The sequence below is a fragment of the Paenibacillus sp. NPDC056722 genome (genome assembly GCF_042790635.1).
GTDB classification, from domain to species: domain Bacteria; phylum Bacillota; class Bacilli; order Paenibacillales; family Paenibacillaceae; genus Paenibacillus_AQ; species Paenibacillus_AQ agri.
The window spans coordinates 343754-359924 of the sequence record NZ_JBHTYV010000003.1; the positions used below are offsets into that span (position 1 = coordinate 343754).

The following is a 16171-nucleotide window of genomic DNA, read 5'->3' on the forward strand; positions in this document are numbered from 1 at the left end:
ACCACTGCCGCAAGCTTCCCCGTTATTATATAATAAAAATTCATCATTGTGTATATTTATTAATCGGTTAATGTTAGCTTTTTTTAGAGAAGCGCTCTTTCGAGTACAGCCATCCGTACCGGTACCCCGTTGGACATTTGCGGGAAGATGCGCGACTGGCTGCATTCCACCACTGCATCATCAATCTCAACGTTCCGATTCACCGGTGCAGGATGCATGATGATCGTGCCTGCACTAAGCTTCGAAGCACGTTCTTCGGTCAGGCCGAACTGGCGGCGATATTCTTCTGCCGACTGCAGAATTCCGCTGGCATGACGCTCGAGCTGTACCCGCAGCATCATCACCACATCAGCTTGCATCGCCTCTTCCATGGAAACATATGGCGCGTAAGCCGCAAGCTCGGGAGCCTTCATATTCTCTGGTGCGCAGAACTGCACCTGTGCTCCCATCTTAGTCAATCCCCAGAGGTTGGAACGAGCCACGCGGCTGTGCAGGATATCTCCGATGATCGACACCTTCAGTCCTTTCAAACCGCCGAAATGCTTGGTCATGGTATACATATCCAGCAGCGCTTGTGTCGGATGTTCGTTGTTACCATCACCCGCGTTGATTAGCGGGATAGCTACTTTCTCCGCAAGCTGCTCCAGCACCCCTGCCGGCTTCAAGCGGATAACGCCCGCGTCGATCCCCATAGATTCCAGCGTCCGCACGGTGTCGTAGATGGATTCGCCTTTCTCTACGCTAGAAGCGGCAGCCGTGAAGTTCAATACTTGTGCACCGAGGCGCTTCTCAGCCATTTCGAATGAGAAGCGGGTGCGGGTACTATTCTCAAAAAACATGTTGGACACAAACCGCGATTCCAGAACGGGTGTTAATTTCTGACTCTGATTATCCCAATGGGATGTTCTCTCCAGCAGTTGTTCGATCTCTGAGCGATCCAGATCTTTTAAGCCGAGCAAGCTGCGTTCCTTCACCTTGGTTGCTGTCATCATGATTATTTTTCCTCCCATTGCGAAATAATGGACACTTCGTCTTTACCGTCATATTCCTTCAGCGCCACTTCGATTTGCTCATGTTTGGAGGTAGGTACGTTCTTGCCGACGTAATCTGGCCGGATCGGCAGCTCACGGTGACCGCGATCCGCAAGGACCGCTAGTTGAATCATGCGCGGCCTGCCGCAGTCCATCAGGGCATCCATCGCCGCCCGGATGGTCCGTCCGGTGTAGAGCACATCGTCGCACAGAATAACTTTTTGATCGTGGATGCCTGCACTGTCCGCATTCAACATCAGATTACTGCTTACAACCGCCGAGGCTCCCGCTTCATTGCTGCTCTTGCCCTCATCACTACGGTCATCGCGGTAATGGGTGATATCCAGCTCACCGTAAGGAATGGCTACCCCTTCAATCTCCTTGATCCGCTCAGCAATCCGGCGGGCTAAATATACGCCTCGAGTGCGAATACCCACTAACAAGCAGTTCTCAATACCTTTGTTCTTCTCCAAAATCTCATGTGCAATTCGTGATAACGCCCGGCGAATCGCCGTTTCGTCCATAATGACGTTTTTTTCAGTAACCATGATTGTCATCCTCTCTGTTTGAACGCCACTTCAAGTTCCTTGGAAAACAAAAAACTCCTTGCCTGAAACAGGCAAGGAGTGGAATCCACACATGAAGAAGATGACGGCTGCGCACATAAAAAGACTTCCGTATAGTCATACGGATACCTTCCTAGAGTCGCGAACCTCGATTCACGTTACCTTGCCAGTCTCACGGGACTGAATTAAAGGCGCTATTCATTTAACAGAAGTATGACAGAATGACGGCGGCCTGTCAACTCCAAGAACTGCTTTTGGGAAGAAGAGGCACTACAGATTTACAATAGGAATTTCGTTCTCGATCCGGAATCTACTTTCTGCAATCCAGTCCTTAAACCATTGATTGTCAGAGCTGCTGAAAGTTTCATCTCCGTCCCAATTTCGAAATGAGCCTATGTATACGATCAGTTCTCTTAGTCTTAGAAATAACGGGATCTGCCCGAGCCAATATTCATCTAATGTATGCTCTAAGCGATAACCCTTCATAAAGTGATGCATAAATCGGCTGGTCTGCTCCTCTCGGTAAACCAGTCCATCATCACCGCCATAAACATATACCAAATAATAGATCTGGATCGCTATATCCTCTACAAACCAACTATACTGGGCTTCATCAAAATCAAAAAGTGTAATCACTCCATGATCATCCACCTTAAAATTCGCAACATTAATGTCGCCATGAATCAATCCGTATCCGTTATTATCTTTGGGTAAAGCCCCGATAGTCTTGACCAGGGCCAAATAGCTCTCACGAACGCTGACCTGTGATTCAGGAAGCAGTTCAATGTTTTCCAGAAACCAGTTTTGGTTCCAGTCCTGTCTTTTGGCAATACCTTCCTTAGGGCGATATGTATTAGACAACGCATGCATTTTGCCTGTCAACTGTCCCAGCCGCTCGTACAGCTCATCATCCTGAAGACATTCCGGGTAGTCGATCTTGTTTCCCTGAGCTTTTTCAAAAGACACGCAAGTGTAATACCCACCCGGAAAATGAATGACCTCCGTCCATCGTCCCTTATTCGAAAGTGTAGGTAAGGAGACTACAATCCCTGCATTTGCGAGGAACATCATCCAATCCAGTTCACTTTGGACCAAACTCTCTGAACGATTGGCGCTTGGCGTGAATCTCAGAATAAAGCTTGCTCCCTCCCGCTCATACTCGTAGACGATATTCTGACTGCCTCCTATATAAGAGAGCTCATTACTGCTCGTGTTAAAAAGTTGTGCCGCTATCTCAAGTAGCTCATTGGTTAAAGCAATATTATTTTTCATCGTACCTCCATAGCGTTAGGTTTCAGGATTTCCTATTAGTTTGAATAATTGAATTTTTCCAAATAATCACTAATGATTGTCTTGTCCTGATGTCACCATAACATTGGAAAATCATGATTTCTTACAAATCCTAACTTCTCCGCTAACTGGATCGAACGTTGATTTCCTGCATCGCAATTATAGTTCGGCACTACATCATGCTTCAAACAATGCTCGATAAATGCTGCACCTGTAAGTGTTGCTAACCCTTGCTTCTGGTATTCATCCACCGTTACGATATCAATATCCGCATACCCTCCACCTACAAAAAAAGAATTGCACACGCTAGCGAAATGATCATTCATCATTATGCAATAACCAAATCCTCGCTCCATAAAATGTTGAGATGAATTCCATAGCGAGTCATACGAAGCGTCCATTTCATTACGATATTTGTCGAACAGTGCGTCATCCATTGATTTCATTATATAATGCTCGGGCAATGCTTTTAGAGTAGTTTCAAGATTCTGGAATCGGGATGGATCGAATGTAAAAGAAGATCGGTGCAACAAAACAGTCCGCCCCGCTAGCTTTTCGTTAATTAGAATTAGCAGTTCCGGCGTTGTAACATAAAGATCATAGTAAGTTGAATGGTTCTGTTCATTGAGTAAATATTCAACTACATCGTTCATAAAGCGCTCATCGCTACCGCTCCCGGCCAAAAGATACTGTCCATACGAGTTGATGATAAGACTGCTGGCAGGATTTTCACGACGATCCACAAACACTTTACCAGACTGATTATGATCAATTACGGAATAGGCAAATACAGGTTCATACGCTTGGTTCTTAACCAGCGGCAGAACGTAAGTGTACTCCTCATCAGATAGCTCTATCATCTTATCTAGCTCCTTAATTGTATTTAAGCAAAGTTATTTAGCAAACATGCTGTTCCATCATTGCAATTTACAAACCCTTCGCTTCATCCCAGAACCCTTTGAACGTGCTGACATTGTCGTACCTCAATTCTCGATCTTCACTAACTGCTCGCAAAACCACTTCGTAGAGCGGTTTCCCTGCTTCCCATTTAGCGAAGGAGTGATCCATTTCGCCCCCTAACAAACCAAAGGCAATAGCGCCCATCGTGAAAACATTGGTCTGTGCATTAATAGGGGCACCTAATATGAACTCTTCAGGAGCTTTTGATCTCGTTGCACCCCAGAAATTCTCCCCCATATCATTTACAGCAGGGACTTTTCTGTAGAAATCAATGTCACATATTTTCGTTATATCGTGTGAAAAATTGTATAAGATACTTCCATCGTAGAAATCAACTGCGACATATCCTTGTGCTTCAACAAAAGTATGAAATTCAAAAATGGCATCAAGGGATTCCAGGCGCTTTTCAAGGGGCAAATGCTTGTATTTATAAAATGGCGAGTCAGGATGGTTATATTTTGCTTGACCAGCGAAGGACCAATGCGAATGAAGACACTCCCCTTCGAACCATTCAAATACTGCTGCGTATCCGTTAGCGGTACGGAAATGATCCTTGAGCTGAATAAGATGCCGATGATTTAAAGCAGCGTACAATGGAATAGCCGCAACTAGCCGCGACACAGCCTCTTGAGGATTTCCCGAAAAATCTAGTGGCCTGGCTCCTGCATACTTAACGAATTTCTTCTCCCCATCCTTCTCCACTCCGAAACAGATATTACCTGAATCCTGTTGATCAAACACGCAGAATACTTTGCCTAGAGACCGCAGCCATGCAAAATCGTGTTGTTCTTGAAGCTGAAAGGTAACCTCATCGAAAGAATAGGTAACCGGCGCACCGCTTGTTTTTGTGAAATTGTGTCTGGCTACTTCCTTCTTCTCAAGAAACACTACAAACTGCTCAATGTTCTCAAAACGATTGATTTCGACCCCTTTACTTCGCAGATAAGCCTCTAGCATAGCGCTTAAATGTTCAGTAGCTGCTTGTAATTGCGGTAGATCTCGTGAGTGGAGAAGTGACACCAGATCGGGGAATCCCAATTGTAGGTATTGCTCCTGGTATTTAAAATCAGTGGTATAATCACTTGGCCAATGCCCGGTTTCAGCGTAAAACAAAAAGGCAGCGACCACATCCTGTACATGGACAGCAGAGAAAAATGCGGTATCAAAATCATTCGTTTCACAAGCGGTAATGATTTTATCCAGAACTCCCTTTTCCTCTTCATAAAAGCCTTTCATTCTATCTGGGTAATCAGGGTTGCTGTAATGCTGTTCTTTTTGCGCTATGATTAGCTCAAGTGTATCTGCCACGAGTCCTTCACATGCCTCAAGAATACGGGCGTTCACGTCGCTTCGTGTAATCGTTTCTATGTAGGATTCCAAGCGAACCGGCTTGAGCGGCAGGCTTAATATTTCTTCCTTGTTTTTACCAAAGCCTTTTGAGTAATACGTCCCATTTAACAGGGCAAGGCTTAGGAAAATCTTTGTTAAAATACCGTGTGCCTCTGTTCTATAGAACGCTAAAGAACCAGACCCTCTAGCCCTGGTCAGCTTATACAAATGCACATAAACATCACGGAGCTCGGCTTCAGCCTTCTCTATCATCTTTTGCGCATTCTCAGAGGCCTGCAATACAGAAGTGGTCTCCCGCAGCTTCATAAATCTTTCCCGCTCTTCATCCGAACGAGTATAGAGGACCTTACAATCCGTGATAATCGTGGTTTTATCTTCTTGAAACGAAGCCATTCTCTCCGCACGTTCCCAACTAATCGGCCAGAAGTCAAAGCTTATGTCATCAATGATAAACTGAATACTTGCTTCATATCCTTTTGATGTGGCTGGTATAAAAAAGAAGTCCAAGTCAGAGCGTTTCGTCGCGGTTCCCTGCGCGTATGATCCGTAGTAAGCAACAATCGCAATCTCTTCAGCGTAAACTTTCTCTATATGATTCAAAAGTGACTTGGCAACATCAAATACATTCAGCATTTAAAATCCCCTTTGTATATAAATGGATATCCCATTTTCATAATACTAAAGGTTGAAGGAAGAATTTCGGTAAAGTTTAATTATAGTAAGAATTAACAAAGACCATCCTGAATACAGGATGGCCTTTGTATTTAAACAACTTACATGTTTTATTTGTTATTATAGCTCGCCAAAAGGGCTTCGATGGACACCCCATTAACTTTAAGCCCTGAGATATCGCAATCTTTAATGTCGACGTTTGAAAGATTACAGTTTAGGAAGGAGCTCCCCTGTAATTCGCAGTTTTCGAACCGATTCCCTTCTCCGTGCTTGGTAATATCATGGAAATGAGCTCCTCCCATCTGACAATTACTCACCTCAATCTCCCACAATCCAACCTCAACAAATTTCGCAAGATGCATGTTTATATTATTAAAGACGGTCTTGCTCATATTGATATCATCAAAACTGGAGCCCTCTAGATTAATGTTATAGAATCTTGTTGTATTCAAATCGCTGTCGTCAAAATCACTTCCGCCCATAGTCACACGCCGGAACTGCGTTTCTGGCATTCTCTCATCTTGAAATACCTTCTTCTTAAACTCCTCATTCAATCTGTTCTCGCTGAGATTATCATTTACCATACTTAACATCTCCCTTTTTAATGATGTTCTTGATCTGCGAAGTCTGCTCTCTACTGCATCGACAGATACACCAAGGAAATCACTAATCTCCCTAATCTTATATCCATCAATATAGTACAGAATTGTGACTGTACGGTTAGCTTCGGATAGGGTGTTTAGAGCGTTCCATACCTCACTCTGAAGTTCTTTCTTTAATAATGTATCTTCGGTGCTTTCTAGCTGCGGAGTATCTACTTGTTCCGCTAATTTGTACACTTCCTTGTGTTTATTAGCCCTAAACCAGTCCATGCATTCCCTTGTGGTAACTGCATATAGCCAACTGCTGAGTTTTTCGGGTTCCTTTAAGTTGGACAACTTCTTGAATGTCTTGACAAAGACCTCCTGTGCAACATCCTGTGCAGTGTGAAAATCACCCAATTTGCCGTAAGCTACCCCGTAAACAGCATTGGCATATTTGCTGATAAGTTCACCGAATGCATCAACCTCTCCTTTACACACCCTATTTACCAGCTCTGTATCCGAACAACCCACTTTCATCCTCCTCAAATTAAGTTCATAACATTAGACGTAAGAAGAATTAAGAAACCGTCTTAACTATTATAAATTTATTTGGAATAACCGTGTTTACCTCTTTTCAGCTATGTGAACGTAGTCTTTCTCTTATTTCATTGTTAGATATGCTGTAAGGAATTACAATTTATCATTGCCTAACGAATACTGCTGGCATCCCCAACTATACAAGCTCCCCGGATTTTTGGCCTCGTACGATGAGATTACCTTCGACTCTGGATCAGTTGATAGACTCATTTAAAGAGCAGAAATTGGAATTCCAGCCTGGAAGCCGCTTTGGGTATTCTAGTTCTGGCTATGCAATTTTAACGGGCATTATCGAAAATGTCTCCGGGATGTCGTATTCAGATTATATACAAGCACAAATATGCCTGCCGCTAGGCATGTATAATACGGGATGCGACGATGGGATAAACGTCATTCCAGGAATGGCTTCCGGTTATTCGTTCTGGGAGAAGCCGATTCATACCGCTTACGCCGATATGTCCTTGCCTTTAGGGTCGTATGGATTATATTCTACAACGGAGGATTTATTGGTTTGGGATCAGGCCTTGAAATCTGCGAAAATACTAAGTCAAGAGCTGATGAACCACATGTTTACCCCACACCTCCAGTCCTATGCCTGCGGTTGGGTCGTTTCTAATGAACTGGGAAGAAAATGCTTGAATCATTTTGGAGATATTAGTGGATTTTTTAATGATTTCCTGCGATTTGTTGACGATGAATTGACAATCATTTTTTTAAATAATATGAATGTCACACCTGTAACGCATTTATCCAGAGATATAGCTAAGACAATATTTGAGGATCAGGTCACTTTACCACCTATTGCAGTCCGGGTACCATTAACAGGCCTAGACGCTCTAACCGGCTGCTATTTCCTTGAAAACGAGACAAATACGCACTTGGACATTTCCACTAAAAATCAAGAGCTTTATCTAACGGTTACTATAATGTATGGGGTGCCGTATAAATTCAAGCTGATCCCTATCCGTCAGGAGCCCGGCAGAATCACTTTTATCACGGACATGATTTATGAACATCTTGAGTTCTGTTGTTCACTATCAGGCAAAGTAGAATATCTATTGTACACCGATTACCATGGGGAACTTCAAAGGGGCTATACGATGAGCGGATAAAATTTAAGACCTCTATCCGGTCACCCCTTACCCAAGAGATTGTTTACCAGAATTGCTAATCCACTTTGATGTAGTCTATATATTTCATTAGTTCTACTATTCCCTTTAATTGTACTATTAGCTTATCGTTTAATTTTTCAAGTGCTAACTGAAACGATCGATCTATTGTTGTAAAATGTTGTGTTTCTAGGTCATTTAGAAGGTCTTTCAGATTTTCAGTGTAATATATTGTTTTTCTTAAGCTGCTAATCACTAAGATCTTCCGCAATTCAGACATAGTGAAAATTCGATAACCATTACCTTCGTCTCGTTCTGAAGAAATCAACCCCTCCTGCTCCCAATGCCTAATAGCAGAGGTGTTAACCCCAGCAATTTCAGCTGCTTTTCCAATAGTCAGTGGCTGTATTAATTTAATATTTCTGTATTGGCTGAAATCAGCATTTCTGATCATACCCAGTATTTCTTCAACCCGCTGTTTTTCTTCTTGAGTCAGGTACAGCTGATGGTTCACTAGCCAAAGAGCATCCGTTATATCAAAATTCTTGATTCGCCTCATGACATCATAAACTACAGGTATATCATATCCCTTCAATAATGATCGAATGGTACTAAAAGCCTGAAAATGTACCAGAGTATAGGATCTATGGCTTCCTGCCGTTCTCGGTACATCAGGGATTAATCCTTGTTCTTCATATCTCCTTAAAGTAGTGGTACTTACGTTCAGTATGTTAGCAATTTGTATAGGTGTGAATATACTTTGCATTTCCCCACTCCCAAATCTTAAAGTAAAACCTTAAAGTGCTACGTTAACATAAAATCCGAATTCTATACTAATACCAAGGTTTTGCTGGGAAAAACCGGACTATTGCATGAATGTTGTATGTTATTAGTATATCCGGTGGGGAGTGATCATGTTGAACAAAATCGTAACATTAAATGATGGATCAAAATTAGAGGCAGGTTTGACTGGAGATCCTGCTAGTAAAGTAATTATGTTACCAATAGCTAAAAAATCTGTTTTTGGTCAAGAAGCTGAAACGTTGAAATTGTGGGGCGTAGATCCTGAACTAGGAAGAAATTTTGTGGAAGGACTTTCTGATAAATTTCAGGTGTTGTACTTTGACTATGAAGGCCACCTTTTTCGCAATCCTCAACCAGATCTTCTTACACCAGAGAACATCTCAAAGGATTTATTACGAATCGCTGATGAAATGAAGGTTAACACATTTAGTTATTACGGCTACTCCTGGTTGGCTCTAATTGGCTTACAATTGGCGATTAGAACAAACCGTTTGGAAAGTTTAGTTATGGGAGGATTCCCACCCTATGAGGGCCCCTATAAAGAAATGATGGTAGTAACCACCAAGACTTATGAGCAAGCATTAAATAATCATGATAACTCTAAGTATCAATTCGAAGAAAATATCAGTCCAGAGGAATTCGATTGGGATAACTTACAGGTAACAATAGATCCAAAACAAACCAAACAATTTGTCACCATGTACAAAAACTTAATAGATTTCGATGATAGCAAAATTCAAGCCGGATTAAACTTTCCTAAGCTTACATTCGCTGGTGACAAAGATACCATTGTTTATGGCGAGAACTTTGGGAATGTAACTGTCAATATCAGCGGCTTATTAAAGGAAAATGAAGATGTACTAAAGCACTTTGGCTGGGATGTTAATCTTTTATGCGGGGAGAACATGGATCATACAAAAGCGATGCAGCCTGAAACGGTTCTGCCTTTGATTAAACCTTGGTTTATTGAAAAACTATTATCGAAGTGAAAGCATCCTCGCTGTAATAATTTTCGCTTTTCTTTCAACCGATGTTATGATTATTTTATTCCATTAAACTCATAATCTAACAGGAGGGAATATCATTGGAAGAACGCAAATCAACATATAACTTTCAGAATGTTAGTATTGGAGCCGACGCAGAATTGTTGCGCTTAAAAGAACAAGCTCTGATGGGGTGGGAAAAAGAATACCGCACCCTGAAATGGTTTGGACTACAAGATGGGATGAAGGTATTGGAAGTTGGAAGTGGCCCCGGATTTGTTACTGAACAACTACTGGACGAATTACCGCAGAGTCAAATTACCGCATTGGATATTGATGATATTCTGCTTGAAAAAGCTAGACAGAGGCTAAGTCATATCCCTGAATCAAGACTTAATTTTGTTAAAGCATCGATTTACAATACCGAACTCCCCGATAATCAGTATGACTTTGTGATTGCACGATTAATTTTCCTTCATCTACATAACCCATTGCAAGCTGCGGAAGAACTTAGCCGTGTCTTAAAACCAGGCGGGAAGCTCATTATTATTGATATCGATGACGGGGTATTTGGGGCTATTCAACCTGAACTAGATGTTTTACCATCCATATTGAAAAAGCTGTCACAACTACAGGCTTCAAGAGGTGGCAACCGGAATATCGGAAGAAGCTTGCCGCGGATTCTATCCGATTCCGGCTTTATAGACGTGGATATGGATGCAATCATCCAACATAGTGATTTACATAGTATCGAAGGCTTCAAACGACAATTTGATATCAACCGCTTTGCTGATTTCTATAAACATGGCATTATTACTTCATATGAATTTGAGGAATTAAATAAATCCTATGACCTTTTTGTTAGTTCTCCGGAAGCTCATGCCATGATGCTATTCTTTATGGCGTGTGGGACAAAGCCTTTATAAAAAGGTGCTCGAATATTCTGTACTTTAACATTAGTGAGATACGCTGTTCCCCGTGTTGACTGGAACGGTAAATTTAAGAGCCATCCTTGCAGGATGGCCTTTTCTTTTTTGAAAAATAAACTAACAATTTTTCCATCATAATGTCTTCCATACTACCAGTGCTTGCCTCGTAACGGACTCCAGTGGCTTTATTGGCTATAAAATCAACCATTCAGGAAGATAAAGGACTCCAGAGACCTTATGGGCACAAATCCTGTTCAAAATCCTCTGTTTGGAACGAAATAACGTCGTCTGAGTCCACTCCATATACCTGGAGCAACTTCATCCGGAAAATAAGGACTATACGGTCCGTTAGCTCACATAAATAAGATTCCACTTTCTGGACTGATTGTTTTGATGAATTAGTTTTGAATAAGTTGTTTTAATAACGGATGCTTTCCCAGCAGTTATATGTATTTCATTTTCTCCTGAGTAAAACAATACCCCGCAGCCATTACGGCTGCGGGGTATGCTATATGCACTATATTAGAATTCAAATTCAACATCGCTGAGCCGGCGTTTGATCTCAGAGATCACGCGGTGCTCTTCCTCTTCGCCTTTGGCAACGAAGGTTACGGAGAAGCGTACAAAGGCTCCGGCATCATCCCAAGGTACGGTGGAGATCAGCTTCTCACGGATCAGGAACTGCGAGAAATCTTCGCCAGTCTCAAAACGGCGTCCGCCCTTCACGCCTTTCGGCGCAGCCACGTACAGGAAGAACGAGCCTTTAGGCTTCTCGGCCTGGAAGCCGAGACTGTTCAGCGCATCTACCAGCAGGTTATGACGGCGGGAATATTTGTCCGCGATCGCTTCTGTGATCGAAGGGTTAGCCAGACCATAGGCTGCAGCTTTTTGGATGGCGATAAACTGACCGGAGTCATTGTTGTCCTTCACATCGCTGAACGCTTTGACAATCAGCGGGTTGCCGGCTACAAAGCCAATTCTCCAACCAGTCATGTTATACGACTTGGACAGGGAATGCAGCTCAACACCGACATCCTTAGCACCCGGAACAGACAAGAAGCTGAGCGGCTTCACACCATCATAGGTCAGGGCAGCGTACGGTGCATCATGAATCACGACAACATCGTATTTCTTGGCCCAGACTACTACCTCAGCGAAGAACTCAGGCGTCGCACTGGCTCCCGTAGGGTTGTTCGGATAGTTCAAATAAAGCAGTTTGGCTTTCTTGGCAATGTCCTCAGGAATGGCGTTCAGATCCGGCAGGAATTTGTTTTCTTTCTTCAATTCCACCGTGTAGACTTGTCCACCCAAGTATTTGGTGTGTGTGCCCAAGACCGGATAGCCTGGAACCGTCATGATGGTGATATCGCCGGGATTAATGAAGCAAGATGGCAACATGGCCAATGCTGGCTTCGAACCGATAGAATGCACAACCTCGGTTACCGGATCAATGCCTTCCACGCTGAATACATCGTGCAAGTATTGTGCAGCTGCAGCCTTGAACTCAGGAATACCGTTATCCGAATAACCACGGTTCTCTTCCTTCGATGCTTCTTCGGCCAGCTTGGCAACAATGCCCGCGTCCGCCATTTCGTCCGGTTCGCCGACACCCATGTCAATAAGTTCGATGTCAGGGAAATCCAGCTTCGCGGATGCCTTGGCGCGTTTGATTTTCTCGAATTTATAAATCGCGGTGTCTTTACCGTAATTGGCACCGCCGATGCGGTCTGCAAAGTTACTCTGGATGAATGTATCTTGATATTGTTCAATACTCATAAAGGTCATCTCCTGGCTTTTTTTCAAAGTTCTAATCATAAATATGACGTAAACCGTGATGCAAAACCATGGATTTATTATCACTTCATTTGTACTTATCTGCTACGCAAAGCGAACAATAATTCTTCCATATCTGCTGGAAGCGGTGCACTGTACTCCATATACTCTCCAGTAGAAGGGTGAACAAATCCGAGGACAGCTGCATGCAAAGCCTGACCTTTCATCGTCGTTCCTTTGCTGCGGCCATAGATCGGATCACCAGCCAGAGGATGACCGATGAATTTCATATGTACCCGAATCTGGTGGGTGCGCCCTGTCTCCAGTTGCAGCTCCAGAAGCGTGCAATCGCCAAACCGTTCCAGTACGGTAAAATGAGTTACAGATTTTTTGCTGTTCTTCTCCGTTACGGTGTACAGCTTGCGATCATGCGGATCTCTGCCGATTGGCGCATCTACAGTTCCCTTGTCATGACTCAGATTGCCCTGAACTACAGCAATATAACGACGGGTCACACTGTGCTCCTTCAGCTGCGCAGCCAGCGAAGCATGGCTGGCATCGTTCTTCGCGGCCATAATGAGGCCAGAGGTATCTTTGTCAATGCGGTGTACAATACCTGGACGGATCTCACCGTTAATGCCGGACAAGTCCTTGCAATGATACATGAGGGCATTAACCAGTGTTCCTGAGGGATGACCTACTGCAGGATGCACGACCATTCCGCGCGGCTTGTTCACAACGATCACATCGCTGTCTTCATACACAACGTCCAGCGGGATATTTTCCGCAACCAGATCCGTGACTTCCGCTTCAGGTACCGTGACAGCGACCACGTCGCCTTCCCATAGCTTGTGATTGGCTTTGACCGTTGCACCATTCACAGTAACATTTCCGCCGTTGATCCACAGCTGAACCTGTGAGCGGGACACCTCTTCCTCCCAAGCCTCGGTGATATACTTATCAATACGCTCCCGGGCATTCTCGCCGGAGACCGTCCACTCCGTGACGTCCCTCTCTTCTTCGTAGCCGGATGCCGGTTGCTGATTGACGTCATTATTCAAATCATTCATTCCTTTCTGTGAGCTTACTTTGTTTCCTTTACTTCCGTGATCTCTTCTCCGCCCTTCATATCACGCAGCGAATCCAGAATAATCAGCGCCACACCGATAACGATGCAGGAATCCGCGACATTGAAGATCGGGAAGGTATAGCTTCCAAAATTAAATTGCAGAAAATCGACAACCTCGCCGTTCAACATCCGATCCAGGAAATTGCCGACGGCTCCACCGAGTACGAGACCTAATGCGGTAGGCAGCAATTTGCGTGTCGCTTTGACCTTATTCAGATACCATACGATACCGGCAACAACCACAATGGTAACCAAAATGAAGAACCACTGCTGTCCCTCCAGAATGCCGAAAGCGGCCCCACGGTTTCGATGGGAGGTAATCAGAAAGAAGTTCCCAATCACCGGAATTTGTTCCCCGAGCTCCAGACGCGTAGCGATTACATATTTGGTTGCCTGGTCGATCAAAAAAGCAATGAGAGCTATCAGATAATACACCACAGAAGTTGTCACTCCGTTCTTATTTTTCCCGCGTCTACGCGGTCAAATACTGATTAAAGACTCGTATATTGTAGCACAGGCCTAAAGACCCGTCTATTGCAGACCCTTTCGTGCAGGGACTCTTGGGGACTATTTTCCATCGCTAAAATCCCTTCTCTCCGGTCAACCTATCAAGGAGCCCTCCCGCACAGGCTAAGGGGAAGGAATGATGTTCTGAAGCAGGATCAGAAAGGAGCACAATCAAATGACACACCTGACAGCAGAGCAGCTCTCGGAACTTCGTGCAAATCTGCATCAGCAACGGGCCGATATCCGCCACAGACTGCAAAATAATGAACATTACGGGCTGCAGGAATCCATGCGCGACAACTCCGGGGAACTGTCAGAAATCGATAACCATCCAGGCGATGCCGCTACCGACCTGTATCACCGGTCCATGGACATTTCGCTGCTGGAGCGGGACGAGCATGAGCTGGAGGATATCGATGCAGCCTTGAAGGCGATGGATGAAGGAACCTATGGCACCTGTATTGCCGGCGGTGAACCTATTCCATTTGAGCGGTTAGCCGTCGTCCCAGCTACCCGTTACTGCAAAGAGCATAATCCCAAACAAAAGAAGCCGAATAACCGTCCCGCCGAAGAGGAATTCCTCACGCCCCCTTTTGGGCGAACCAGTCTTGACGAGAATGAAGAGCAGAATGGTTTTGACGGCGAAGACGCCTGGCAAATTGTCGAGAGCTGGGGTACTTCCAATTCTCCGGCCATGGCAGAAAGCAATGAGATCGGTGCTTATGAAGACATGGAGATTGAGGCCGACGAGACCGAAGGCTTCGTAGAGCCTTGGGAAAATTTCATTGCTACCGATATCGAAGGCAACAATGTAACTGTCGTTAGAGGGCGGAGCTACCAGCATTATATGGACAGCGGCGAGGGTAGTTACCTGCTTGACCCCCATGGCAAAGAAGACGGAGAAGACTAATAGAACCTATTCATGAATTATGCACAGAAAAACATCAGAATAAATCGCGTGGAGACGGTTGCAGGATGCTATATACCGGCTCCTCTTTTTTTGTTTAAGAAAACTTTGAGAAAATGTTCAGAATGTCCTAGTATAATAGTTCTGTTGAACTATATATCTGTTGGCCCTGTATAAATTCTTTTCTGTCTATGTGTATCACGAACCCAACTCAGAAGGAGTATGCACAATGAAACCTAATTACTTTAAAGAAGTACATCAGTTCAGTCATCAAGATGACCGGCGTTATCAACTGCTCATGAGAAAACTGCGGATTATCTATGCGGAAAAGAAGCAATACACTCCGCTGCAGCGGTTGAAGAGGGATTGGAACAGCTTTAGAAAGCCGATCAAAGCAAGCGGTTGGAGCAACGCAGAGGCCACGGCTTTTAAAAAGTCTTCAGTTCCAGTTGATGTTGTACAATCCGCACGATATCCGCAATATAATCCCCGATAATCGGCAGATTAAGCGCCCCGAGCACTTGAAGGACATAAATAATCGTTGCCGCAAAAAACGTGAAGCCCACTGCAATTCCAACTCCACGTGACGTTCCTGAGAGCACATTCAGCCAAATTAGGCGCCAAGGAGAGTACAGCAGCTGTGTATACTCGGCAATCCGAGACTTCTCCATCTGCTGTGCCAGATCAAAGGTCATCCGATAGACGAGGTTTAGCTTCTCCTCCGGTGGAATTTCCTCAGGATTTCGAGGATCCCCGGCTGGAGTTTCCTTGTGCCCCTTTATCTTGTCCGAGGTCTTGATGGAGATTCTCCCTCTAGGCCCTGAACCTTTGCTGTCTTCCTTTCGTTCCGTCACTGTCACCCGTCCCTTCCCATGTTCCTGGCATCTCAAAACAGACGAGCCCGGCAAAGGAAATATCTTTCCTTTAGCACGGGCTCGTTATTTTGCGCCGAAATATAAGGAACTATATTTCATGCATAG

15 protein-coding genes and 1 pseudogene are annotated in these 16171 nt (G+C 44.2%); 4 read left to right on the forward strand and 12 right to left on the reverse strand.

Translation table 11 applies throughout. The annotated features are described in order from the left end of the window. Nucleotides 1–83: 83 nt before the first annotated feature. The 7 genes and pseudogenes from ACFRAM_RS10205 to ACFRAM_RS10235 all read right to left on the reverse strand — a co-directional run bounded on the left by ACFRAM_RS10205 (nt 84) and on the right by ACFRAM_RS10235 (nt 6990). Nucleotides 84–992: an aspartate carbamoyltransferase catalytic subunit gene (locus ACFRAM_RS10205; protein ID WP_379465771.1), complete on the reverse strand. Its 909-nt coding sequence runs from the start codon at nt 990–992 to the stop codon at nt 84–86. Nucleotides 993–994: 2 nt separating this feature from the next. Further along, nucleotides 995–1579, reverse strand: a complete 585-nt coding sequence (gene pyrR, locus ACFRAM_RS10210) for a bifunctional pyr operon transcriptional regulator/uracil phosphoribosyltransferase PyrR (protein ID WP_379465772.1) — start codon at nt 1577–1579, stop codon at nt 995–997. A 288-nt stretch (nt 1580–1867) separates the two neighbouring features. Next, nucleotides 1868–2869, reverse strand: coding sequence for a phosphotransferase enzyme family protein (locus ACFRAM_RS10215; RefSeq protein ID WP_379465773.1), 1002 nt, complete (start codon nt 2867–2869; stop codon nt 1868–1870). 92 nt (nt 2870–2961) lie between these two features. After that, nucleotides 2962–3747 carry a GNAT family N-acetyltransferase gene (locus ACFRAM_RS10220; RefSeq protein WP_379465774.1) on the reverse strand — a complete coding sequence of 262 codons (786 nt, stop codon included), beginning with the start codon at nt 3745–3747 and terminating at the stop codon, nt 2962–2964. A gap of 67 nt (nt 3748–3814) precedes the next feature. Next, nucleotides 3815–4735 carry a protein kinase family protein gene (locus ACFRAM_RS10225; protein ID WP_379465940.1) on the reverse strand — a complete coding sequence of 307 codons (921 nt, stop codon included), beginning with the start codon at nt 4733–4735 and terminating at the stop codon, nt 3815–3817. Nucleotides 4736–5161: 426 nt separating this feature from the next. Further along, nucleotides 5162–5830: pseudogene (locus tag ACFRAM_RS10230) on the reverse strand (kanamycin nucleotidyltransferase C-terminal domain-containing protein); the annotation flags it as partial. A 149-nt stretch (nt 5831–5979) separates the two neighbouring features. Next, nucleotides 5980–6990 (reverse strand): sigma-70 family RNA polymerase sigma factor, encoded by a 1011-nt coding sequence (locus ACFRAM_RS10235; RefSeq protein WP_379465775.1) that lies wholly within the window; start codon nt 6988–6990, stop codon nt 5980–5982. A gap of 158 nt (nt 6991–7148) precedes the next feature. On the opposite strand from ACFRAM_RS10235, the gene ACFRAM_RS10240 reads away from it, so the two are divergent. Beyond that, entirely contained in the window at nt 7149–8162 is a 1014-nt protein-coding gene (locus ACFRAM_RS10240) for a serine hydrolase domain-containing protein (protein ID WP_379465941.1), read from the forward strand. A gap of 55 nt (nt 8163–8217) precedes the next feature. Here the strand turns inward: ACFRAM_RS10240 and ACFRAM_RS10245 are convergent, their stop codons facing one another. Then, nucleotides 8218–8925, reverse strand: coding sequence for a MerR family DNA-binding transcriptional regulator (locus tag ACFRAM_RS10245; protein ID WP_379465776.1), 708 nt, complete (start codon nt 8923–8925; stop codon nt 8218–8220). Nucleotides 8926–9076: 151 nt separating this feature from the next. Here ACFRAM_RS10245 and ACFRAM_RS10250 point away from each other — a divergent pair, with 151 nt between their 5' ends. Together ACFRAM_RS10250 and ACFRAM_RS10255 are read left to right on the forward strand one after the other, a co-directional pair. Beyond that, nucleotides 9077–9952 (forward strand): alpha/beta fold hydrolase, encoded by an 876-nt coding sequence (locus tag ACFRAM_RS10250; protein WP_379465942.1) that lies wholly within the window; start codon nt 9077–9079, stop codon nt 9950–9952. 95 nt (nt 9953–10047) lie between these two features. Continuing rightward, nucleotides 10048–10872 carry a class I SAM-dependent methyltransferase gene (locus ACFRAM_RS10255; protein ID WP_379465777.1) on the forward strand — a complete coding sequence of 275 codons (825 nt, stop codon included), beginning with the start codon at nt 10048–10050 and terminating at the stop codon, nt 10870–10872. 525 nt (nt 10873–11397) lie between these two features. Here the strand turns inward: ACFRAM_RS10255 and ACFRAM_RS10260 are convergent. From ACFRAM_RS10260 to lspA, 3 genes are all read right to left on the reverse strand, one after another. Then, nucleotides 11398–12651, reverse strand: coding sequence for an LL-diaminopimelate aminotransferase (locus ACFRAM_RS10260; RefSeq protein ID WP_379465778.1), 1254 nt, complete (start codon nt 12649–12651; stop codon nt 11398–11400). A 95-nt stretch (nt 12652–12746) separates the two neighbouring features. Further along, nucleotides 12747–13718, reverse strand: coding sequence for an RluA family pseudouridine synthase (locus ACFRAM_RS10265; RefSeq protein ID WP_379465779.1), 972 nt, complete (start codon nt 13716–13718; stop codon nt 12747–12749). Between the two features lie 14 nt (nt 13719–13732). Then, a complete protein-coding gene (lspA, locus tag ACFRAM_RS10270; RefSeq protein ID WP_175372942.1) occupies nt 13733–14215 on the reverse strand; it encodes a signal peptidase II in 483 nt (160 codons plus the stop codon). A gap of 244 nt (nt 14216–14459) precedes the next feature. Here lspA and ACFRAM_RS10275 point away from each other — a divergent pair, with 244 nt between their 5' ends. Then, a complete protein-coding gene (locus tag ACFRAM_RS10275) occupies nt 14460–15194 on the forward strand; it encodes a TraR/DksA C4-type zinc finger protein (RefSeq protein WP_379465780.1) in 735 nt (244 codons plus the stop codon). 425 nt (nt 15195–15619) lie between these two features. On the opposite strand, the gene ACFRAM_RS10280 is transcribed toward ACFRAM_RS10275, so the two are convergent. Continuing rightward, nucleotides 15620–15922, reverse strand: coding sequence for a DUF5665 domain-containing protein (locus ACFRAM_RS10280; protein WP_379465943.1), 303 nt, complete (start codon nt 15920–15922; stop codon nt 15620–15622). Nucleotides 15923–16171 lie beyond the last annotated feature (249 nt).

Coding starts and splice junctions, on each gene's coding strand:
- ACFRAM_RS10205 (WP_379465771.1), bottom strand. CDS start 992: ATGATGACAGCAACCAAGGTGAAGGAACGCAGCTTGCTCGGCTTAAAA.
- pyrR (WP_379465772.1), bottom strand. CDS start 1,579: ATGGTTACTGAAAAAAACGTCATTATGGACGAAACGGCGATTCGCCGG.
- ACFRAM_RS10215 (WP_379465773.1), bottom strand. CDS start 2,869: ATGAAAAATAATATTGCTTTAACCAATGAGCTACTTGAGATAGCGGCA.
- ACFRAM_RS10220 (WP_379465774.1), bottom strand. CDS start 3,747: ATGATAGAGCTATCTGATGAGGAGTACACTTACGTTCTGCCGCTGGTT.
- ACFRAM_RS10235 (WP_379465775.1), bottom strand. CDS start 6,990: ATGAAAGTGGGTTGTTCGGATACAGAGCTGGTAAATAGGGTGTGTAAA.
- ACFRAM_RS10245 (WP_379465776.1), bottom strand. CDS start 8,925: ATGCAAAGTATATTCACACCTATACAAATTGCTAACATACTGAACGTA.
- ACFRAM_RS10260 (WP_379465778.1), bottom strand. CDS start 12,651: ATGAGTATTGAACAATATCAAGATACATTCATCCAGAGTAACTTTGCA.
- ACFRAM_RS10265 (WP_379465779.1), bottom strand. CDS start 13,718: ATGAATGATTTGAATAATGACGTCAATCAGCAACCGGCATCCGGCTAC.
- ACFRAM_RS10275 (WP_379465780.1), top strand. CDS start 14,460: ATGACACACCTGACAGCAGAGCAGCTCTCGGAACTTCGTGCAAATCTG.